Origin of the sequence: Buttiauxella agrestis ATCC 33320 (assembly GCF_000735355.1) — a bacterium.
GTDB classification, from domain to species: domain Bacteria; phylum Pseudomonadota; class Gammaproteobacteria; order Enterobacterales; family Enterobacteriaceae; genus Buttiauxella; species Buttiauxella agrestis.
In genome coordinates this window covers 380,687-402,596 of the sequence record NZ_JMPI01000022.1, presented here as the reverse complement: position 1 = coordinate 402,596, position 21,910 = coordinate 380,687, and the positions used below count along the sequence as shown (strand labels likewise).

Sequence of the window (21,910 nt, the reverse complement as noted above, 5' to 3'; positions counted from 1 at the left end):
TTAATCCTTGGCTACGTGAGTAACGAGCCAGCAGTTATGAATTTGGCGATTACGGGCAAAGTCTTGCGACAGGGTTTTCTGCGTGATTTCCTGAGCGCTAAGGCCCAGGTTAGCTAACCCGTCAAAGTCCATTTTGAAGCCACGTTTGTTGTTGGAGAACATAATGGTGCCGCCCTGGCGCAACAGGCGCTTAAGGTCTTTCATCAGCACGATGTGGTCGCGCTGGACATCAAAAGATTCTTCCATACGTTTTGAGTTTGAGAACGTCGGCGGATCGATAAAAATCAGATCAAACTGTTCATCGGTTTCACGCAACCAGCCCAGGCAATCAGCCTGAACCAGGCGGTGTGCACGGCCACTCAAACCGTTAAGACGCAAGTTACGCTCAGCCCACTCCAGGTAAGTACGAGACATATCGACGGTGGTCGTCGTTTTAGCACCACCTAACCCTGCGTGAACTGTCGCACTGCCGGTATAAGCAAACAGGTTAAGGAAATCTTTCCCTTTGCTCATTTTACCCAGCATTTGACGTGCGATACGGTGGTCGAGGAACAAACCGGTATCAAGGTAATCCGTCAGGTTGACCCACAGACGAGCGTTATATTCGCTCACTTCCATGAAGTCACCCTTCTCATCCATTTTCTGATACTGACTTTTCCCTTTCTGACGCTCACGGGTTTTCAGGATCAGTCGGTTGGATTGCAATTCCAGTACAGACATTGTTGCAGCAATCACATCAAACAGACGCTGGCGCGCTTTGTTGGCATCCACCGTTTTCGGCGGCGCATATTCTTGAACCACAACCCACTCGCCGTAGCGGTCAACAGCAACGTTATAATCGGGCAAATCGGCATCATAAATTCGGTAGCATTCGATGCCTTCCTGGCGCGCCCATTTGTCGAGTTTTTTGATATTTTTACGCAGGCGGTTTGCGTAATCATCAGCAATCTGGCCTGATTGCGCACCCGTGCTGGTAGCCGATAATTGATAGTTTTTCTGCACACAATCCAGCGGGCCGTTCTTCGCTTTAAACTGACGTTCGGCACGCAGTTGCAGGCAGCTTAGCAAATCTGGGGATGCGCTAAACAGTGATAAATTCCAGCCGCCAAAATGGTTTTTCATATTGCGGCCAAGCAGACTGTGCAACGCAATCAGCGCAGGCTCACTGTCCAGACGCTCACCGTATGGCGGGTTACTGACAACCGTACCAACCGGACCTTCTGGCAGCGGGTTGGTCAATTTAGCCACGTCTTTGACTTCATAGCTGATGATATCGCCCAGACCCGCACGACGGGTATTGGCGCGCGCGCGTTCGATAACCCGAGAGTCATTATCCGAACCATAGAAACGCGAAGTGTATTCACCCAGACCTTTACGCGCACGAACCTGCGCTTCGGTGGTGATCTCTTTCCACAAATCGACATCGTGATTCGCCCAGCCCAGGAAACCCCAGTGCTTGCGATGCAGACCCGGAGCGCGATCGGTGGCGATCATTGCCGCTTCAATCAACAGCGTGCCGGAACCGCACATAGGATCGAGCAACGGATTACCCGGCTGCCAGCCAGAACGCATCACAATGGCGGATGCCAGCGTTTCTTTAATAGGCGCGGCGCCAGTGCTATCGCGGTAGCCGCGTTGATGCAGGCCTTCGCCACTTAAATCCAGTGCAATGCTGGCGGTGTCTCTATTCAACCAGACGTTAATACGCAGGTCTGGCTGTTCACGTTCGACGTTTGGACGTGGCAGGTTTTTGCGCGTGAAGGAGTCAACAATCGCATCTTTCACTTTTAGCGCACCGTACTGGCTATTACGGATAACGTCGTTCAGACCGCTGAAATGCACCGCAAAGGTCGCATCCGGGCCAAACAGCGCAGGCCAGTCGATGGTCTGTACGCCGAGGTACAAATCCAGATCGCTATAAACACTGCATTCGTTTAAAGGCAGCAAAATGCGGGACGCAAGGCGGCTCCACATCAGGCTTTGATAGAGCAGACGTGAGTCCCCCTGGTAATGTACGCCGCCCTGAACCACCTGGCATGCTTGCGCACCAAGGCCCTCCAGTTCAGTTTTTAATAGCTCTTCAAGCCCACGCGCCGTACTGGCAAACAGAGAATTCATATCGTCACTTATCAGGTGTAAAAAGAAAATTGTGGCGCATTATAGCCAATCCGCCACGCATGTCATAAAGTTGGCTTCTTATTATTTTTTTACGGGCAAGGAGGACGCCATGATTAGCCTGTCTCAACTTTTTATTCACCCGGTGAAATCAATGCGCGGTCTTGCCCTCTCTCATGCGCAGGTAACCCCAAGCGGTTTGGCCTTTGATCGCATCTTTATGGTGACAGAACCTGACGGCACTTTTATTACCGCACGTACTTCACCGGAAATGGTGCTGTTTACTCCGGCAATTACTCACGATGGTTTGTTCCTGAGCGCACCAGACGGCAGCTCCGCCACCGTGCGTTTTGCGGATTTTCAGCCTCAGGCTGAACCGACCGAAGTCTGGGGAAATCACTTCACCGCGCAAATAGCGCCTGATGAAATCAATCAATGGTTGAGCGGTTTTTTTTCTCGCCCGGTTCAATTACGCTGGTTGGGCGAATCCTTAACGCGCCGCGTAAAACGTCATCAAGAAGTCCCGTTATCTTTTGCCGACGGCTACCCTTTCCTACTGGCTAACGAAGCGTCACTGCGTGATTTACAGAACCGCTGCCCGGCAAGCGTCAAAATGACACAGTTTCGCCCGAACATTGTGGTGACGGGTGCGCAAGCCTGGGAAGAAGACACCTGGCAAGTGGTGCGAATGGGTGGTGTGACGTTTGATGTCGCCAAGCCTTGCAGCCGTTGTATTTTGACAACCGTCAGCCCGGAACGTGGGCGCAAGCATCCGAGTAGCGAACCACTGGCGACGTTGCAAAAATTCCGTACAGCGCTGGATAATGGCGATGTTGATTTTGGCCAGAATCTCATTGCTCGTAACAGCGGCGTGATTCGTGTCGGGGATGAACTTCAGGTGTTAGCGACTAAGCCCGCCAAAATATATGGCGCCGGGGCGCTGGCAGAGTCACTCGAACCTTTCGAGCAGCAAGAGAGCATGGTCGCCATTGACTGGCAGGGCCAACAGTTTCGCGGTAACAATCAGCAAATTTTGCTCGAACAGCTAGAACAACAAGGCATTCGTGTGCCCTATTCTTGCCGGGCAGGAATTTGTGGAAGTTGCCGAATTAAGTTGGTTAGCGGAGAAGTCAAAGCGTTGAAGAAAAGCGCTATCAATGACGACGGAACAATTCTGTGCTGCAGCTGTATACCGGCGGGCGATGTGGAATTAGCGGGAAATTAAACAGCCTGATCGAGGTTAAGGTCGTTGCTTAACGGTTGCGGCCTTAATCTGTCATTCATCACTTTTATTGCATCACCCAACTGCATCGTGCGACCAGCCAGTTGTAGACCCGGTTGCGCCAGTAAGCAGAGTGCCGCGTTGTCACCCGTTTCGACCACCAGCAGATTCACCTGCTGCATATCATCGCTTAACCATACACAAGCGGCGTCGCCAGGAATCGGCTGCCAGCAATCACCGTGAGACATAAAGTGCCAGCTTTTTGGCATTTGCGGCTTGAGGTAACGAATCGCCACCAGCGCATTTAATACCAGTTCCGCGCGTTGTTCTTTACTTAAAACCAGGTCGCGACATTTTTCTTCAAAAGAGAAAAAAAGCGCGGCATCGTCGACACAAAATCCAGTATTTTCAAAGGCATCAGGAGTGAGCATTTTACGTGGGAAACGCGAACGGAAAAGCATACCATTGGCTAAATCGAGCATCATACGATCGTGCTCTTCGTCATAATACCAACGCCAATTATCGTCCGGTTTAATCCGCATAATTATTACCTTCTCTCTTCTTCCCGCGATTAAAAATATCCTTATCGCCATCGCCGCTTCGTAAATGAACACATTAATAAAAGACCAATATGTTCAAATTAGCAACAGTGATGGAATATAAAACAACCGGAGCAGGAAATAAAGCTCCGGTTGTCTGGAAAGTAAAATGATTACAGACCTGAAATGATTTCTTTAATCAGCGGTGGGCCTTTAAATATGAAGCCGGAATATATTTGAACCAGTGAAGCGCCAGCCGCCATCTTCTCACGCGCGGCAATCACTGAATCAATCCCACCGACGCCAATAATCGGCAAGCGACCATTTAATTCTTGCGACAGGCGGCGAATAATTTCGGTACTTTTTAACTGAACCGGGCGACCACTTAATCCACCCATTTCATCGCAATATTTCATGCCCTGAACCAGGCTACGATCTAATGTGGTATTGGTGGCAATTACCCCATCAATATTATGGCGAACTAAACTATCAGCCACCTGGATCAATTCTTCTTCAGAAAGATCCGGCGCGATCTTCACGGCGACCGGCACATATTTATGGTGCAATGCCTGAAGTTCCTGCTGCTTATTTTTAATCGCAATTAAAAGATCGTCTAAGGCTTCGCCGTATTGCAGCGTACGTAATCCAGGGGTATTTGGCGAAGAAATATTGATCGCGATATAACCCGCATACGGATAAATTTTATCCATGCAGATCAAATAATCGTCTTTGCCTTGCTCAACTGGAGTGTCTTTATTCTTGCCGATATTGATGCCCAATACCCCATCGAAATGAGATTTTTTGACATTCTCAACCAGGTTATCAACCCCGAGGTTATTGAACCCCATGCGGTTAATTAAACCTTCAGCTTCAACCAGACGAAAAATGCGTGGCTTATCATTTCCAGGCTGTGGGCGAGGCGTGACAGTGCCAATTTCAATGGAGCCAAAGCCCATGGCACCCAACGCATCAATGCACTCACCGTTTTTGTCCAGGCCTGCGGCCAGACCCAATGGGTTCTTAAATGTCAGTCCCATGCAAGTCACAGGTTTTGACGGCACATTTTGCCGCACCAGCCATTCGAGAGGTGTACCTGTTACACGACGCAATTGCTGAAATGTCACTTCATGAGCGCGCTCTGGATCGAGCTTGAATAGGGCTTTACGAACGAAGGGGTAGTACATGAACTCTCCTGGATTCCCGGTATGCAAACCGGGGCAGTATTATTAACGATAACGCCCCTGAATGGAATTGACCTGCAACAAAAAACACCGAATCAACGCAAACGTTTTCTTCTCTTTGTCCTTTATGCGATTTCTGGCAAATGAAAACCAGATAAATCATTTAGTGGAATAACACTTCTGCGCGAATATCACACTCAATTGTTATCAATGTTACCTAAAAGCAAACATTTAGTTATAAGGAAACAATATGCGTGTGATAACCCTGGCTGGAAGCCCGCGCTTCCCCTCTCGTTCCAGTGCGCTGCTGGAATATGCCCGCGAAAAATTAAGCGCTTTGGATATCGAGGTATGTCACTGGCATCTACATAACTTCGCTCCAGAAGATTTGCTGTACGCCCGTTTCGACAGCCCGGCACTGCTCGCGTTAATTGAACAATTACAGCAAGCCGATGGGGTGATCATCGCAACTCCTGTCTATAAAGCTTCGTTTTCCGGTGCGCTGAAAACCTTGCTCGATCTGCTGCCTGAGCGTGCGCTGGATAAAAAAGTCGTTCTGCCTTTGGCAACTGGCGGCACCGTGGCACATATGTTGGCGGTCGATTACGCCTTAAAGCCTGTGCTTAACGCCCTGAAAGCTCAGGAAATCCTTCATGGCGTATTTGCCGACGACAGCCAAATTGCGGATTACCAGCACAAACCGGTGTTCAGCAATAACTTACAACAGCGTCTTGATAGCTCGCTGGAAACGTTCTGGCAGGCACTGCACCGCCGGGATTTTATCGTCACCTCCCCTTTTAAGGCGCAAGGAGTTGCCCATGTTTAATCTGCTAAAACGAACCGCGCCCTGGCTGATGCTGACTGGCGCTCTGAGCCTCAGCACCACCCTGCACGCCGCAGAAACCGTGCCAGAACAGTTACGCATCGGATATCAAAAAGGTTCTGTGAGCATGGTGCTGGCAAAAAGCCATCAGCTGCTGGAAAAAGAGTATCCGCAAACCAAATTCCAGTGGATTGAATTCCCGGCTGGCCCGCAAATGCTGGAAGCGTTGAATATTGGCAGTATCGATCTGGGCAGCACCGGTGACATTCCACCAATTTTCGCCCAGGCGGCAGGCGCAGATCTTGTGTATGTCGGTTCTGAACCGGCAAAACCAAAAGCCGAAGTGATTCTGGTGCCAGAGAACAGCCCGCTTAAAACCGTGGCCGACCTGAAAGGGCATAAAATCGCTTTCCAGAAAGGCTCCAGTTCCCACAACCTGGTATTGAGAGCGCTACAAAAAGCCGGGCTGAAATTTACCGATGTCCAGCCTGCTTATTTAACACCAGCCGATGCTCGCGCCGCATTCCAACAAGGCAACGTTGATGCCTGGGCAATTTGGGATCCGTATTACTCCGCAGCACTGTTGAACGGTGGCGTACGCGTGTTAACCGACGGCAGCGAGCTGAATCAGACGGGTTCTTTCTATCTTGCATCACGCCCTTATGCCGAACAAAACGGTCCGTTCCTGCAACACGTTCTGAAGACCTTTAGTGATGCCGATGCGTTAACTCGCACCCAACGTGACGCAAGCGTTGCGCTGCTGGCAAAAACCATGGGACTGCCGGAAAACGTGATTGCCACCTATTTCGAACATCGCCCACCAACGGTGATTACACCTGTCAGCGCCGAGACTGCGGCAAAACAACAGCAAACGGCAGATCTATTTTACGACAACCACTTAGTGCCTAAGAAAGTCGATATTCGCACCCGCATCTGGCAACCCGCTAAAGGAGATAAATCATGAGTCTGAATATGTTCTGGTTCTTACCTACCCATGGCGATGGCCATTACTTAGGCAGCAACGACTCCGCACGCCCGGTTGACCATGGCTACCTGCAACAAATTGCCCAGGCGGCAGACAGAATCGGCTTTACTGGTGTACTGATCCCAACAGGGCGTTCTTGCGAAGATGCCTGGCTGGTTGCCGCTTCCATGATTCCGGTGACGCAGCGTTTGAAATTCCTGGTGGCACTGCGCCCAAGCGTAACCTCGCCAACCGTGGCAGCACGCCAGGCCGCAACACTTGACCGGCTTTCCAACGGTCGCGCTTTATTTAACCTGGTCACGGGTAGCGATCCGGAAGAGTTAGCCGCAGACGGCGTGTTCCTTAATCATCAGGAACGTTACGAAGCTTCCGCAGAATTTACCCACATCTGGCGGCGCTTGCTGGAAGGCGAAACGGTCGATCACGAAGGCAAACACATTCAGGTTAAAGGCGCGAAACTGCTGTTCCCACCGGTACAACAACCGCGTCCACCGCTCTACTTTGGCGGCTCTTCAGATGTGGCGCAGGATTTGGCTGCCGAACAAGTTGATCTTTATCTCACCTGGGGCGAGCCACCGCATTTAGTCAAAGAGAAAATTGAGCAGGTTCGTGCTAAAGCCGCAGCACATGGGCGCACCGTTCGTTTCGGTATTCGTCTGCATGTGATAGTGCGTGAAACAAATGAAGAAGCGTGGGAAGCCGCTAATCGCCTGATTTCCCAACTTGATGACGAAACGATCGCCAAAGCGCAGGCTGCTTTTGCACGCACGGATTCCGTCGGCCAACACCGCATGGCGGCGTTGCACGGTGGCAAGCGCGACAATCTGGAAATCAGCCCGAACTTGTGGGCGGGCGTTGGTCTGGTGCGTGGTGGCGCAGGCACCGCGCTGGTAGGAGATGGCCCGACGGTGGCGGCACGTATTAATGAATACGCGGCACTCGGTATCGACAGCTTTATTTTCTCCGGTTATCCGCATCTGGAAGAAGCCTATCGGGTCGGCGAACTGTTGTTCCCACATCTTGATGTTGCGATCCCACAAATTCCCCAGCCGCGCCAGATTCAGGAAAAAGGTGAAGTGGTGGCGAATGACTTCATCCCGCGCAAAGTCGCGCAAAGCTAAGGAGCCGCCAATGACCCCATCAACGCACAAACTGTTGTTGAGACTGGCACCCTGGGTGCTGCCCGTTGCGGTTATCGTCATCTGGCAACTCTCTTCAAGCGCAGGCTGGCTATCCTCGCGCATCCTCCCTTCTCCGGAAGGGGTGGTTCTCGCTTTCTGGAATCTTTCAGCAAGCGGTGAATTGTGGCAACACCTGGCGATTAGCTCTTGGCGTGCGGTGATCGGTTTCAGTATTGGTGGCTCTCTTGGGTTAGTGCTCGGGCTGATAAGTGGCCTGTCACGCTGGGGGGAACGTTTGCTGGACAGTTCGATTCAGATGCTGCGTAACGTTCCGCACCTCGCGCTTATCCCGCTGGTGATTTTATGGTTCGGCATTGATGAGTCAGCGAAGATTTTCCTGGTCGCACTTGGCACGTTATTCCCGATTTACATCAATACCTGGCACGGTATCCGTAATATCGACCAGGGTCTGCTGGAAATGGCACGCAGCTATGGGCTGTCTGGTTTTAGCCTGTTTGCCCAGGTCATTCTCCCCGGTGCGCTGCCTTCAATTATGGTCGGGATTCGCTTTGCACTTGGTCTGATGTGGTTGACGTTAATCGTGGCCGAAACTATTTCGGCCAATTCGGGAATTGGCTACCTGGCGATGAACGCCCGCGAATTCTTGCAAACCGATGTCGTCGTTGTCGCCATTATTCTGTATGCCCTGCTCGGCAAACTTGCCGATATCAGCGCGCAATTACTTGAACGTGTCTGGCTGCGCTGGCACCCGGCTTATCAGTTACAGGAGGAGAATGCATGAATACCGCTCGTTTAAATCAGGGTACTCCCCTACTACTGAACAGCGTGACTAAACGTTACGGCGATAAAACGATTCTTGATGAACTCGAATTGCATATTCCCGCCGGGCAGTTTGTTGCGGTTGTTGGACGCAGCGGCGGGGGTAAAAGTACGTTGCTGCGTTTGCTGGCAGGGCTGGAAAACCCTAACGGTGGTTCGTTAATTGCCGGAAATGCCCCGCTACGCGAGAGTCAGGATGAAACGCGTTTGATGTTCCAGGATGCACGCCTGCTGCCATGGAAGTCAGTGATTAATAATGTCGGCCTGGGGCTGAAAGGGAACTGGAAAGAATCGGCGATGAAAGCGCTGGAAGCGGTTGGGCTTGCCAATCGTGCTAATGAATGGCCGGCCGCCCTGTCCGGCGGCCAGAAACAACGTGTGGCGCTGGCTCGGGCGCTGATTCATCGCCCACGGCTGCTGTTGCTGGATGAACCATTAGGTGCGCTCGATGCCCTGACGCGCATTGAAATGCAGGAATTGATTGTTTCTTTATGGCAGAAACATGGCTTTACGGTGCTGCTGGTGACACACGATGTTAGCGAAGCCGTTGCAATGGCGGATCGTGTGTTACTGATTGAAGAAGGAAAGATCGGTTTGGATCTGACGGTGGATTTGCCTCGCCCACGTAAGCTCGGCTCTGTCCGGCTGGCTGAACTGGAAGCGCAGGTGTTAAAGCGTGTGATGAAGCGGCAGGTTGTTGAAGAACCGGCACGCGTGGTGCGGACCGGTTAAGTTTGTTCGCCCTCACCCCGGCCCTCTCCCCCGGGAGAGGGTTAGGGTTAGGGTTAGGGTTAGGGTTAGGGTTAGGGTGAGGGTGGTTTTTAAGCCAACGCTTTAGAAATCTTCTCGAACAAATCACCCGACAAGTTTTCCAGCCCTTTCAGCTGTTCCAGCGCCGCACGCATCATTTCCTGACGTTTCGCATCGTAACGCTTAAGTCGAATCAACGGCTCAATCAGACGTGAAGCCACCTGCGGGTTACGGTGGTTTAGCTCACTGAGCATTTCCACCATAAACTGATAACCGCTGCCGTCGAGTGCGTGGAACGCCGCCGGATTACCCGCCGCAAAAGCACCAATCAGCGAACGCACACGGTTCGGGTTGCCCATGCTAAATGAACGATGGTTCAGTAGCTCACGCACTTTGCTCAAGGTGTCTGCTGCTGGGCTGGTGGCTTGCAACACAAACCACTTGTCCATCACCAGTCCATCCTGGTGCCATTTCTCGTCAAATTCGGCCAGCAGTTCTGCGCGACAAGGTAACTGCGCAGCAACAGACGAGGCCAGGGCAGCGATAGAATCGGTCATGTTATCAGCGCTTTCGAACTGGTTACGCACCAGTTGTTCAGCAAGCTTTTTCTCGCCAAAGGCCAGATAACGCAGGCAAGTATTGCGCAGCGCGCGTTTGCCGATATCCGCATGCTCAACACGATAAGCATCAAGTTTGTTGGCGTTGTAAACTGCCAGGAATTCATCCGCCAGCTCGTTTGCCAGCGTGCGCGTTAAGGCTTCATGCACGGCGGCGATCGCTTGCGGATCGATTTTCTGGAAAAGTTCGGCAATTTCGTTCTGCGAAGGCAGCGTCAGAATTTCTGCCGCCAGCGCCGGGTCGATTTTCTCATCCAGCAGAATCGCGCGGAACGCATCAGCCACATGCAGCGGCAGCGACAACGGTTGGCCCTGTTGGCTGCGGTTGACGTTCAGCTTGATGTACGTTGCCAGCAGACTTTGCGCCGCATCCCAACGGGAGAAATCGTTACGCGCATGACGCATAAGGAACGTCAGTTGCTGATCGCTCCATTTATATTCCAGTTTCACCGGCGCTGAGAATTCACGCAGCAATGACGGAACCGGCTGGAAATAAACGTTATCGAAAACAAACGTCTGCTCTGCCTGCGTCACATTCAGCACGTGGTGAATCGGGTGGCCGTTTTTCTGCAATGGAATCACTTTGCCTTCGTTGTCATACAGCTCGATATCGAACGGGATGTGTAACGGATGCTTTTCCTGTTGCTCGGCGGTAGGCGGTGTGTGCTGGCTGATGGTCAGCGTGTACAACTCGGTTTCCGGGTCGTAGTCATCACGCACGGTGACGACAGGCGTACCGGCCTGGCTGTACCAACGGCGGAAGTGAGACAAGTCAACGTTTGACGCATCTTCCATCGCCTGCACGAAATCATCACAGGTCGCCGCACTGCCGTCATGGCGTTCAAAGTAAAGTTGCATCCCTTTCTGGAAATTCTCTTCACCCAGCAAGGTGTGCAGCATACGAATAACTTCAGAACCCTTTTCATACACGGTCAGCGTGTAGAAGTTGTTCATTTCGATAACTTTATCCGGACGAATCGGGTGCGCCATCGGGCTTGCGTCTTCTGCAAACTGTGCGGCACGCATAGTGCGCACGTTCTGAATGCGGTTGACCGCACGTGAACCGAGGTCGGAGCTAAATTCCTGGTCGCGGAACACGGTCAGCCCTTCTTTCAGGCTTAACTGGAACCAGTCGCGACAAGTCACGCGGTTGCCGGTCCAGTTATGGAAATATTCGTGGCCGATAACACGTTCAATATCGAGATAATCTTTGTCAGTCGCCGTTTCAGCACGCGCCAGCACGTATTTGGAGTTAAAGACGTTAAGCCCTTTGTTCTCCATCGCGCCCATATTGAAGAAATCAACGGCGACAATCATGTAGATGTCGAGGTCGTATTCGAGACCGAAACGGGTTTCATCCCATTTCATCGAGGCTTTCAAAGAGGTCATCGCCCAGCTTGCGCGGTCGAGATTGCCACGGTCAACGAACAATTCCAGCGCCACATCGCGGCCGGAACGCGTTTTGAAAGTATCACGCAGGACGTCGAAATCACCTGCCACCAGCGCAAACAGGTAGCAAGGTTTCGGGAACGGGTCTTGCCACTGTACCCAATGACGGCCGTTATCCAACTCACCTTCGGCAATGCGGTTGCCGTTAGATAACAGGAAAGGATATTTGGATTTGTCGGCAATGATTTTGGTGGTGAAACGCGCCAGAACATCCGGTCGGTCAAGATACCAGGTAATATGGCGGAAACCTTCTGCTTCACACTGGGTGCAAAGCGCATCGCCGGAAAGGTAAAGCCCTTCCAGCGCGGTGTTGGTCGCCGGGCTGATTTCATTAACGATGGTCAGCGTGAAGGCTTCTGGCAGTGATTCAATAATCAATGCGCCCTCTTCCTGGCGGTAATCTTCCCAGGCGGCACCATTCACATCAATTGAAACCAGCGTCAGGTCTTCGCCGTCAAGACGAAGTGGCGCGCCTGCTGCGCCCTGGCGGGTAATCTGACTAATAGCAGTGACCAGGGTTTTTGTGGCATCAAGGTCAAAGGTCAAATCGATATCGGTAATCGTGTAATCCGGCGCACGGTAGTCGTGGCGATATTTGGCTTGTGGCTGTTGTGTCATAAAAAACCTTATATATCATCCGTAAGTTTTCGGGGTTCAGTCTATTCCTGTTGCCCTAATGTTGCCACGCAGAATCATCATCTTTTCTGGGGTTCTCACGCGAATTGCTACATTTTTATAACAAGCGGCACGAATTGCCATCGACCAGAAAGTGTCCGTGTGTTGTGATCCGGGTTTAATAAACAGATAATCAGGGTATACTCCTGCGTCTTTTATCTGCTTAGCCCTTGATGGAAACGCTCCTGTGAGAGGATGCTGCAACGCGCCATGACACGACACGCTTCCCCGATTTTGCAAACGCTTCTGGATACTGATGCCTATAAGCTTCATATGCAGCAGGCGGTATTCCACCGTTATCACGACGTGAGCGTCGCCGCCGAGTTCCGTTGCCGTGGTGACGACCTGCTGGGTGTCTATGCCGATGCCATCCGTGAACAGGTGGATTTCATGCGCCACCTCACGCTCAACGATGAGGAGTTCGCATTCCTTGAAAGTCTGCCGTTTTTTGAAGCAGATTATCTCGCATGGCTGCGTACTTTCCGCTACGACCCCACGCAAGTTCACATCAGCAATAATAATGGTCATTTAGACATTCGTCTGACCGGTTCGTGGCTGGAAGTGATTATGTGGGAAGTGCCATTGCTGGCGGTTATCAGCGAGGTGGTGCATCAACATCGTTCGCCGGGCGTGACCCCGCAAATGGCACTCGACAGCCTGGAAAGCAAACTGGTTCAGTTCAACGAACTGACGGCGCAGGTCGATCTCTCCGCATTCCGCCTGATGGATTTCGGCACCCGCCGCCGCTTCTCGCGTGAAGTGCAAGAGGCTATCGTTACCCGTCTGCAACAAGAATCGTGGTTTGTCGGCACCAGCAATTATGACCTGGCGCGCCGCCTGGATTTAACTCCAATGGGCACTCAAGCTCATGAATGGTTCCAGGCACACCAACAAATCAGCCCGGTTCTGGCAAACAGCCAACGCGCAGCACTTCAGGCCTGGCTTGACGAGTATCCTGACCAACTCGGCATTGCGCTGACCGACTGCATCACAATGGATGCTTTCTTACGTGATTTTGATCACTCGTTTGCCAGCCAATACCAGGGGCTGCGCCATGATTCCGGGGATCCGGTTGAATGGGGTGAGAAAGCTATCGCGCATTACGAGAAGCTGGGTATTGATCCCAAAACTAAGGTATTGGTGTTCTCAGACAACCTCGATTTGCCAAAGGCGATTGAGCTGTATCGTCATTTCTGCACCCGCGTTAATTTGAGTTTTGGTATTGGTACGCGTCTGACCTGCGATATTCCACAGGTTAAACCGCTTAATATTGTAATCAAACTGGTGGAGTGTAACGGCAAGCCGGTCGCTAAACTTTCTGATAGCCCAGGCAAAACCATTTGCCACGATAAAGCCTTCGTTCGGGCGCTGCGTAAAGCCTTCGATTTACCGCAGATTAAAAAAGCCAGCTGATCCTGATAAAACCCATAAACAATATCCAACTTGTTCATGGGTTCTCTTCTTTAATTGTATTTCTTCATTTCCTTTGATTTTTCTGCTTGTCTGAAAGCTCGCGACAGGTAACATAGATAACCCCCAATTGTGGGTAATTATTTTTTTGTCACTGACCATTTAATAGAGAGAAAACTATGAGCGTTGTGCCTGTAGCCGACGTACTCCAGGGCCGTGTAGCCGTTGACCAAGAAGTCACCGTTCGCGGGTGGGTGCGTACTCGAAGAGATTCAAAAGCTGGTATCTCATTCCTCGCCGTCTATGACGGTTCCTGCTTCTCTCCTGTACAGGCCGTCATTAATAATTCTCTGCCTAATTACAATGAAGATGTACTGCGCCTGACAACCGGTTGCTCCGTTGTTGTCACCGGTAAAGTGGTTGAATCTCTTGGTCAGGGCCAGAGCTTTGAAATCCAGGCGACCGAAGTCGAAGTTACCGGCTGGGTTGATGATCCTGATACTTACCCGATGGCGGCAAAACGCCACAGTATTGAATATCTGCGTGAAGTGGCTCACCTGCGTCCGCGCACCAACATGATCGGCGCTGTGGCTCGCGTTCGTCATACTCTGGCTCAGGCGTTGCATCGTTTCTTCCATGAGCAGGGTTATTTCTGGGTGTCTACCCCGCTGATTACTGCATCTGATACCGAAGGTGCAGGCGAGATGTTCCGCGTATCTACGCTGGATATGGAAAACCTGCCGCGTACTGAAGCTGGCAAAATCGATTTCGATAAAGACTTCTTCGGTAAAGAAGCGTTCCTGACCGTATCCGGCCAGTTGAATGGCGAAACTTACGCCTGTGCTCTGTCCAAAGTTTATACCTTCGGGCCAACTTTCCGCGCTGAAAACTCCAACACCAGCCGCCACCTGGCTGAGTTCTGGATGCTGGAACCGGAAGTTGCTTTCGCCAACCTCGACGACGTTGCGGGTCTGGCTGAAGCGATGCTGAAATATGTCTTTAAAGCAGTGCTTGATGAGCGCATGGATGACATGGAGTTCTTTGCCGAGCGCGTTGACAAAGATGCAGTGGAACGTTTACAGCGCTTCATCGAAGCTGACTTTGCACAGGTGGATTACACCGACGCAGTTACAATTCTGGAAAACTGCGGTCAGAAATTCGAAAACCCAGTTTACTGGGGCGTTGACCTTTCTTCCGAGCATGAACGCTATCTTGCTGAACAACACTTCAAAGCTCCGGTTGTTGTGAAAAACTATCCGAAAGACATTAAGGCCTTCTATATGCGCCTTAACGAAGACGGTAAAACCGTTGCTGCAATGGATGTGTTAGCGCCAGGCATTGGTGAGATCATCGGTGGTTCTCAGCGTGAAGAACGTCTGGACGTGCTTGATGCGCGCATGGCCGAGATGGGTCTGAATAAAGAAGATTACTGGTGGTATCGCGACCTGCGTCGTTACGGCACCGTGCCGCACTCAGGTTTCGGCCTTGGTTTTGAGCGTCTGATTGCCTATGTAACCGGCGTTCAAAACGTTCGTGACGTGATTCCGTTCCCACGTACACCGCGTAATGCAAACTTCTAAGATTTGATTTTTACTCAGGCCAGCATTGCTGGCCTTTTTTCTACCTGAAACAAATTCGTCTTTTTTCTTCAACGAAAGTTAAACAAACGTCAATTTCAACCCCATTTCGCCACTTCCCCGTTACCAATTGTGTCTGCGAAACAGACAAACACAAAATAACCCTACTTTTGGCTTGCATCCTCATTCCGAGAATTGACTTAGCACATTTGGATAATTTTCACACAGAAGTCTGGACATCCAAAAATCACTCAAAGAATGTACAAATGTAAGCGAAATATTCACTGAAGTTTAACTTATGCCAATTAAACATAAGTATTTCATATATATAGGATAAGAAAGGTGGAATTTTAGACGAAGCGGCCAGGAAGTTTGAGATAGTTCACAAAGTTCCGTAAAATACACATTTAGTTACACATAGTTTCTTCTTGTAACTCACTCTCGATGTTTGTAGCACTTTCAGGCTAGCGAAACGGTTTCATGGATGGAAAGATGCCTGACAGATACAGAAAGACACCAAACTCTCATCAATAGTTCCGTACAGAATTATTGACGGCAGTGGCAGGTGTTACAAAAAAACCTAATGAGGGTAATAAATAATGATGAAGCGCAATATTCTGGCAGTGTTAATCCCTGCTCTGCTGGTAGCCGGTGCAGCTAACGCTGCAGAAATCTACAACAAAAACGGCAACAAACTGGACTTCTACGGTAAAGCTGTAGGTGAGCATGGCTGGACAACTAACGGCAACAGCACCAACGCTGACTCTACCTATGCTCGTATTGGCTTCAAGGGTGAGACCCAGATCAATGACCAGATGACTGGTTACGGTCAGTGGGAATACAACATGACCGCTTCCAATCCGGAAGGCGCTCAGAGCCAAAACACTCGTCTGGCATTTGCTGGTCTGAAATTTGGCGATGCAGGCTCCCTGGATTACGGTCGTAACTACGGCGCAATCTACGACGTAGCGGCTTATACAGATATGCTGGTTGTTTGGGGTGGCGATTCTTGGGTTGCTACTGACAACTTCATGACTGGCCGTACCAATGGCGTTCTGACCTACCGTAACAGCAACTTCTTCGGCCTGGTTGATGGTCTGAACTTTGCTCTGCAATATCAGGGTAAAAACGATCGTAACAGCCCAGTGACAGTTGAATACGACAACACTACCGGTACTCCAACGTCAATTTCCCTGAGCGGTAACGGCGCTAAAGCCAACGGCGAAGGCTACAGCACGGCTGTAACTTATGATTTTGCAGAAGGCTTCAGCGTTGCTGCGGGTTATGCGAACTCTGACCGTACCGATGCACAGAAAAATGCATTAACAGCTTCGACTCCAGCCGGTGTTGCTTACAACGGCGGCGCGAGCGGTGATCAAGCTGAAGCATGGTCTACTGCTGCTAAATACGATGCAAACAACGTCTACGCAGCTATCCAGTATGCAGAGACTACCAACATGACTCGCGAAGCAGATGCTAACTTCGCGAACAAAACTCAGAACTTCGAAGCTGTAGTTCAGTACCAGTTCGATTTCGGCCTGCGTCCATCCATTGGTTACGTTCAGTCTAAAGGTAAAGACCTGGTTGCACGTAATGGCTTCAACGGCGGCAATGCTGACCTGGTTAAATACGTCGAAGTGGGTACCTGGTACTACTTCAACAAAAACATGAACGTATACGCTGCGTATAAATTCAACCTGTTGGATGATAACGCATACAGCGCTGCTACTGGTCTGGAAACTGACGACCAGACCACAGTTGGTATCGTTTACCAGTTCTAATTATCCCGCAACTTTGTTGCAAGGATGATTTAAAAACAGGGCTTCGGCCCTGTTTTTTTATGCCTGAAAAGATGAAAAAAATTACTTGTGACGGAGCCTGTTTCTTTTTGTTGCAAACGGTTGGCATTTGCTAAAACAGCAGTTAACCTGAGAGCGTTACTCCCTCGATATCAAAATGGAAACCCGTCATGTTTGAGAACATTACCGCAGCCCCTGCTGATCCAATTCTTGGTTTGGCCGATCTGTTTCGCGCCGATGACCGTCCGACAAAAATTAACCTCGGCATTGGTGTTTATAAAGATGAAACGGGTAAAACTCCGGTTCTGACCAGCGTTAAAAAAGCAGAGCTGTATCTTCTTGAGAATGAGAACACCAAGAATTACCTCGGTATCGACGGTATTCCTGAATTCGGTCATTGCACCCAGGAATTGCTGTTCGGGAAAGGCAATGCGCTGAGCGCTGCCAAACGCGCCCGCACTGCACAAACCCCAGGTGGCACAGGTGCATTGCGTGTTGCCGCTGATTTCCTCGCTAAAAACACCACGGCTAAACGTGTGTGGGTGAGCAATCCAAGCTGGCCGAACCACAAAAGCGTATTTAATTCAGCGGGTCTGGAAGTTTGCGAATATGACTATTACGACGCGCAAAACCATTCTCTGAATTTTGATGGCCTGGTTAGCAGTCTGCAAGCGGCACAAGCTGGCGACGTCGTGTTGTTCCATGGCTGCTGCCACAACCCAACCGGTATCGACCCAACGGCTGAACAGTGGAAGGTCCTGGCTGAGATGTCTCAGGCCAAAGGCTGGCTGCCACTGTTTGACTTCGCCTACCAGGGTTTTGCTCGTGGTCTGGAAGAAGATGCAGAAGGCCTGCGTATCTTTGCTGCAAGCCACCAGGAACTGATTGTTGCCAGTTCGTACTCCAAGAACTTTGGCCTGTACAATGAGCGCGTAGGTGCTTGTACGCTGGTTGCCGCGAATGCCGATACCGTTGACCGTGCATTCAGCCAGATGAAGTCAGTGATTCGCGCTAACTACTCTAACCCGCCAGCACACGGCGCATCTGTTGTTGCTACCATTTTGAGCAACGAAGCGCTGCGTACTATCTGGGAGCAGGAACTGTCTGACATGCGCCAGCGTATTCATCGCATGCGCCAGCTGTTTGTGAATACTCTGCAAGAGAAAGGTGCTGACCGCGACTTTAGCTTCATCATCAACCAGAACGGCATGTTCTCGTTCAGCGGCCTGACCAAAGAGCAGGTGCTGCGTTTACGTGAAGAGTTTGGTGTGTATGCGGTTGCATCCGGGCGTGTGAACGTTGCAGGTATGACGCCAGATAACATGGCACCGCTGTGCGAAGCCATCGTCGCTGTGCTGTAAACAAATAGCAGAGACAAAAAAGCCGCTGATTAAAGCGGCTTTTTTTATTTCACCAGACTTTACCAGACCGGTAATTCGTCTTGCAGGAACGGGTTGTGCAGGCGCTCGTAACCGAGCGTTGAAAGCGGGCCGTGCCCTGGGATAAACGTCACATCATCACCCAGCGGCAGTAACTTACGCTTAATGGAGTCAATTAACGCGGCATGATTGCCCTGCGGGAAATCACTGCGCCCCACTCCGCCTTTGAAAATCACATCACCGGAAATCAGCAACTGAGATTGCGCATCAAAGAATACAACGTGACCAGGCGTGTGCCCTGGGCAATGCAACACCTGTAAGGTTACATTTCCCACTGACACGCTATCCCCTTCATTTAACCAACGATCGGGGGTCAGCGGCAGGCATTCTTCCAGACCAAACATTTGGCTTTGTGCAGGTAATCCCTGCAACCAAAATTCGTCTTCTTTTTCCGGCCCGACAACAGGAACGCCATAAAACTCGGCCAGTTCAGCAGCCGCACCAACGTGGTCAAGATGACCATGCGTTAGCAGGATTTGCGTGAGTTTCACCCCTTTCGCTGCAACTTGCTGTTTGATCTTTTCGGCTTCACCACCGGGATCAACCAACGCTGCCTGTTGAGTTTCTTCACACCAAATCAGTGAACAGTTTTGGCCGAATGCAGTGACCGGGATAATGTGATAGTTCATGACACTCCAATACCGGCAGCAATCGCCGGATTCCGTTGTTTTACCAGTGCCTTAGTGGCCCGGTATCAATATGCACAAAGTTGCTGCGTGGGTAGTATCCTACACCACCAGCGCGCATAGATAATGCTGCTTTGCGAACATTGCTTAACGAAATCCCTTCAATATGGAAATCCATGGCCTGGCCTTTGGTGTGATAGCTCTTTTTAGCAACACCGCGGCTGTGGGCACGTAATTCATTATTGGTGTCGAGCGAACGATAGCCTGATACCAATTGCACCGGTTTGTTGGTCCCCAACAAACCCTGCAAACGATAAAGCTGATCAAACAATTTAGGGTCGATGGATTTCATTTTGTTCGCGCGATAATCACGGAAGAAATGATTAAGCCTTGCTAATTCGTCCTGAATATAGCCTTTACCATCGAAAAATTCGGCTTTCAATGACTCACCTGTGTGCAGGTTATTGAGAGTCAGAATGCGCGGGCGCGGTGTTGAGAGTGTGGCAAACGCTTGCGACGGAAGCAGAGCGGCACCTAAAGCCACGCCACCCATCGCCAGCAGCTTGCGGCGGTTTGCGTCAAATTTGTCCATGATGTCCAGGTCTACAGGTAAAAAACGATCGAATAATATGCACTTCAGGCGCACTGCCGGGAACCTTAACTGCCAAAACAATGCGAGTCAAGGCGCGCTAAACCCAGTAAAACCGGGGCCTGTAGAGGCCCCGATTGGGTTACGCAATTATTACGACCGCTAATTCATTAGAATTACTGCATTTACCGGATCAATAGTTCAGCTTTTGGAAGAATTTGTGCGCCAGATCGCGCGGTGAGATCATAATTGTAAATATCTGTACGGTACTGGGTGCGCCCATCTTCACCAACGAAAGCAGTCAGGTAGTAAAGGTTCACCGGGATGGTCTGACGAATGTTTACATACTTCGTACTGCCGTCTTTAAGCTGACTCGAAATCCGCGCATCGTTCCAGCCCGCATCCTGTAACAGCATATTTGCCAGCTCAGAAGCTTTGTTTACCCTCACGCAGCCTGAACTCAGCGCTCTTGCGTCTTTCTGGAACAAGTTGTGATTTGGCGTGTCATGCAAATAAATCGCATCAGAACTGGGCATATTAAACTTATAACGCCCTAACGAGTTCTGCGTGCCCGGTTTTTGCTGGAAGCGGAAAGGCAAATTGCTGGCCGTGATGGTTTCCCAGTCAACGCGCCACGGGTCGATAGATTCGGCATTGTTACTCCAGCCACGCAGTACGCTATAGCCGTGTCTTTCGAGATAGCCCGGGTCCTGGCGCACTTTTGGCAGAATGTCATTCCGCGCAAGCGTTGGTGGCACGTTCCATGGCGGGTTAACCACCACATTATTGAGCGCACTGCTCATCATCGGAGTTTTACGATCCGGGCGCCCAACAATCACACGCGAAGCCAATACTTCACTGCCGTTAAGGTAATAGCTCAGGGAATAGTTAGGAATGTTAACCATAATGCCGGTATCAAGTTTCTTCGGCAGCAAGCGCAAACGTTGAATATTTAACGCCACCAGCGATGCACGCTGCTGTGGTGTCACATTCAGCCAGTCGCGTGTTAGTGCACCAATTGCGCCATCAACACCCAGCCCCTGCCATTTCTGAAAGCGCTTCACCCCTTCAATCAACTCTTTGCTATAGGCACTGCGAACAGCAGGAGCTGATTTCTTTTTCTTCCCGGCGACAGCATCTGGAACCTGTTGCGCGGTCTGGTCACTGTCTAACTGAATCGCTGACGGGCTAACCGCCGCAATGGTATCGCCTCTGCCCGAGCGGTCAGGCAGAGGAATAGATGGCTCAGCTTGCAGCATACCGGTACGCGCAAGAATTTCACGCAGGGCTGGCACGTCGTTGCTCCACTGACCAGGGCGCAGTGTTTCGCTCCCGGTCAATTGAGGCCAGGGGCGCGAGTCGCTCAGCAAGTGCACGAGCGATTGATGTAATTTGGCATATTGCGGATGCTGAGGCGCTAAGGTCTCAACAAAACTCACCAGCGTTCCTTGATCGACAGCCACCTGCCACTGGTTAATTACGGAAATTGGCGGGGTCTGCATCTTGTATGGCTTGGTGCTGTAAAGCCAGCGGTTGCCTTCGGTTGGAATACCGTACACAAATTGCAGATAGCCCATCATCGCATCAGATAAAACGATGTCGCGGCTCATACCGGTAACGGAGGGGTCGGTCAGCAACTCAACCCAGGTCGTAAATTGAGGCTGTATACCGGCTATGGCAAGTTCCGCGAGCTGTTGCTGGAAGGCCTTAACTGCATCGCGATTTTCCCACATCGGCTTCATTTCACGTGCGGCATAGAAGGCTGATAGCGCATTCAAATAAACCGGTGTGTAACCCGCAGGCAGATGCGCCACGAGCTGAGAGCGGCTTTGCGCGGCTGACATACCGGTAGAATTAAGCGGGAGCACGCCCACCATCGTGGCGGTAGCGGTTGATTGTGGTAATGGCTGGTCAGGTGAGCTGGCTGGTTCAATGCTTACAGCAGAGCTGTCAGAGGGAACTACCGCTGGCTCATCGGCCTGCGCCATAAACAGTGGAGCGAAACTGAGTGCCAGCCCGTAACCGAGCGCTGACAGTCGAAAACCGTGCGTTTTTTTTAGCAACATCCTTTGCCCCCTGTTTATACACATTACATTCCCCAGCTTTTAGCGCTGGGTTTTAAACTCAGTATATAAACAGCGAATATTATTTGC

Annotated in this window: 17 protein-coding genes; 10 read left to right on the top strand and 7 right to left on the bottom strand. The window is 50.9% G+C overall.

Features of this window, described 5'->3' with window-relative positions:
* A complete protein-coding gene (gene rlmKL / locus GBAG_RS06545; protein ID WP_034494351.1) occupies positions 1-2,118 on the bottom strand; it encodes a bifunctional 23S rRNA (guanine(2069)-N(7))-methyltransferase RlmK/23S rRNA (guanine(2445)-N(2))-methyltransferase RlmL in 2,118 nt (705 codons plus the stop codon).
* A gap of 109 nt (positions 2,119-2,227) precedes the next feature.
* Here rlmKL and GBAG_RS06540 point away from each other — a divergent pair, with 109 nt between their 5' ends.
* A complete protein-coding gene (locus GBAG_RS06540; protein WP_034494350.1) occupies positions 2,228-3,340 on the top strand; it encodes a YcbX family protein in 1,113 nt (370 codons plus the stop codon).
* Here the strand turns inward: GBAG_RS06540 and zapC are convergent.
* Both zapC and pyrD read right to left on the bottom strand, forming a co-directional pair.
* Positions 3,337-3,879, bottom strand: a complete 543-nt coding sequence (gene zapC / locus GBAG_RS06535) for a cell division protein ZapC (protein WP_034494349.1) — start codon at positions 3,877-3,879, stop codon at positions 3,337-3,339. The two genes, GBAG_RS06540 and zapC, sit on opposite strands and share 4 nt — an antisense overlap.
* 170 nt (positions 3,880-4,049) lie before the next feature.
* A complete protein-coding gene (gene pyrD, locus GBAG_RS06530; protein ID WP_034494348.1) occupies positions 4,050-5,060 on the bottom strand; it encodes a quinone-dependent dihydroorotate dehydrogenase in 1,011 nt (336 codons plus the stop codon).
* Positions 5,061-5,307: 247 nt separating this feature from the next.
* On the opposite strand from pyrD, the gene ssuE reads away from it, so the two are divergent.
* From ssuE to ssuB, 5 genes are read left to right on the top strand one after another with little or no spacing between them, the layout of a single operon-like run.
* Entirely contained in the window at positions 5,308-5,883 is a 576-nt protein-coding gene (ssuE, locus tag GBAG_RS06525; RefSeq protein ID WP_034494347.1) for an NADPH-dependent FMN reductase, read from the top strand.
* Positions 5,876-6,844 carry a sulfonate ABC transporter substrate-binding protein gene (locus GBAG_RS06520; protein WP_034494346.1) on the top strand — a complete coding sequence of 323 codons (969 nt, stop codon included), beginning with the start codon at positions 5,876-5,878 and terminating at the stop codon, positions 6,842-6,844. The genes ssuE and GBAG_RS06520 overlap by 8 nt, the downstream gene beginning before the upstream one ends.
* Positions 6,841-7,986 carry an FMNH2-dependent alkanesulfonate monooxygenase gene (ssuD, locus tag GBAG_RS06515; RefSeq protein WP_034494345.1) on the top strand — a complete coding sequence of 382 codons (1,146 nt, stop codon included), beginning with the start codon at positions 6,841-6,843 and terminating at the stop codon, positions 7,984-7,986. The genes GBAG_RS06520 and ssuD overlap by 4 nt, the downstream gene beginning before the upstream one ends.
* Before the next feature lie 10 nt (positions 7,987-7,996).
* Positions 7,997-8,788: an aliphatic sulfonate ABC transporter permease SsuC gene (ssuC, locus tag GBAG_RS06510; RefSeq protein WP_034494344.1), complete on the top strand. Its 792-nt coding sequence runs from the start codon at positions 7,997-7,999 to the stop codon at positions 8,786-8,788.
* Positions 8,785-9,558 (top strand): aliphatic sulfonates ABC transporter ATP-binding protein, encoded by a 774-nt coding sequence (gene ssuB, locus GBAG_RS06505; RefSeq protein ID WP_034494343.1) that lies wholly within the window; start codon positions 8,785-8,787, stop codon positions 9,556-9,558. The genes ssuC and ssuB overlap by 4 nt, the downstream gene beginning before the upstream one ends.
* 89 nt (positions 9,559-9,647) lie before the next feature.
* Here ssuB and pepN read toward each other — a convergent pair whose 3' ends face one another.
* The gene (pepN, locus tag GBAG_RS06500) at positions 9,648-12,260 is read right to left on the bottom strand and encodes an aminopeptidase N (protein ID WP_034494342.1); all 2,613 of its coding nucleotides are present in this window, start codon (positions 12,258-12,260) and stop codon (positions 9,648-9,650) included.
* A gap of 267 nt (positions 12,261-12,527) precedes the next feature.
* On the opposite strand from pepN, the gene pncB reads away from it, so the two are divergent.
* The 4 genes from pncB to GBAG_RS06480 all read left to right on the top strand — a co-directional run bounded on the left by pncB (position 12,528) and on the right by GBAG_RS06480 (position 18,464).
* Complete coding sequence (gene pncB, locus GBAG_RS06495; protein WP_034494608.1) at positions 12,528-13,730, top strand: nicotinate phosphoribosyltransferase; 1,203 nt, start codon at positions 12,528-12,530, stop codon at positions 13,728-13,730.
* Between the two features lie 176 nt (positions 13,731-13,906).
* Complete coding sequence (asnS, locus tag GBAG_RS06490) at positions 13,907-15,307, top strand: asparagine--tRNA ligase (RefSeq protein ID WP_034494341.1); 1,401 nt, start codon at positions 13,907-13,909, stop codon at positions 15,305-15,307.
* 596 nt (positions 15,308-15,903) lie between these two features.
* Positions 15,904-17,085 carry a porin gene (locus GBAG_RS06485; RefSeq protein ID WP_034494340.1) on the top strand — a complete coding sequence of 394 codons (1,182 nt, stop codon included), beginning with the start codon at positions 15,904-15,906 and terminating at the stop codon, positions 17,083-17,085.
* A 188-nt stretch (positions 17,086-17,273) separates the two neighbouring features.
* The gene (locus GBAG_RS06480) at positions 17,274-18,464 is read left to right on the top strand and encodes an amino acid aminotransferase (protein ID WP_034494339.1); all 1,191 of its coding nucleotides are present in this window, start codon (positions 17,274-17,276) and stop codon (positions 18,462-18,464) included.
* A gap of 59 nt (positions 18,465-18,523) precedes the next feature.
* On the opposite strand, the gene GBAG_RS06475 is transcribed toward GBAG_RS06480, so the two are convergent.
* From GBAG_RS06475 to ldtD, 3 genes are all read right to left on the bottom strand, one after another.
* Entirely contained in the window at positions 18,524-19,171 is a 648-nt protein-coding gene (locus GBAG_RS06475) for an MBL fold metallo-hydrolase (RefSeq protein ID WP_034494338.1), read from the bottom strand.
* Positions 19,172-19,211: 40 nt separating this feature from the next.
* On the bottom strand, positions 19,212-19,760 hold the full coding sequence (mepK, locus tag GBAG_RS06470) for a peptidoglycan L,D-endopeptidase MepK (RefSeq protein ID WP_034494606.1): 549 nt from the start codon (positions 19,758-19,760) through the stop codon (positions 19,212-19,214).
* 182 nt (positions 19,761-19,942) lie between these two features.
* Positions 19,943-21,823 (bottom strand): L,D-transpeptidase, encoded by a 1,881-nt coding sequence (gene ldtD / locus GBAG_RS06465; protein WP_034494337.1) that lies wholly within the window; start codon positions 21,821-21,823, stop codon positions 19,943-19,945.
* Positions 21,824-21,910: the final 87 nt, after the last annotated feature.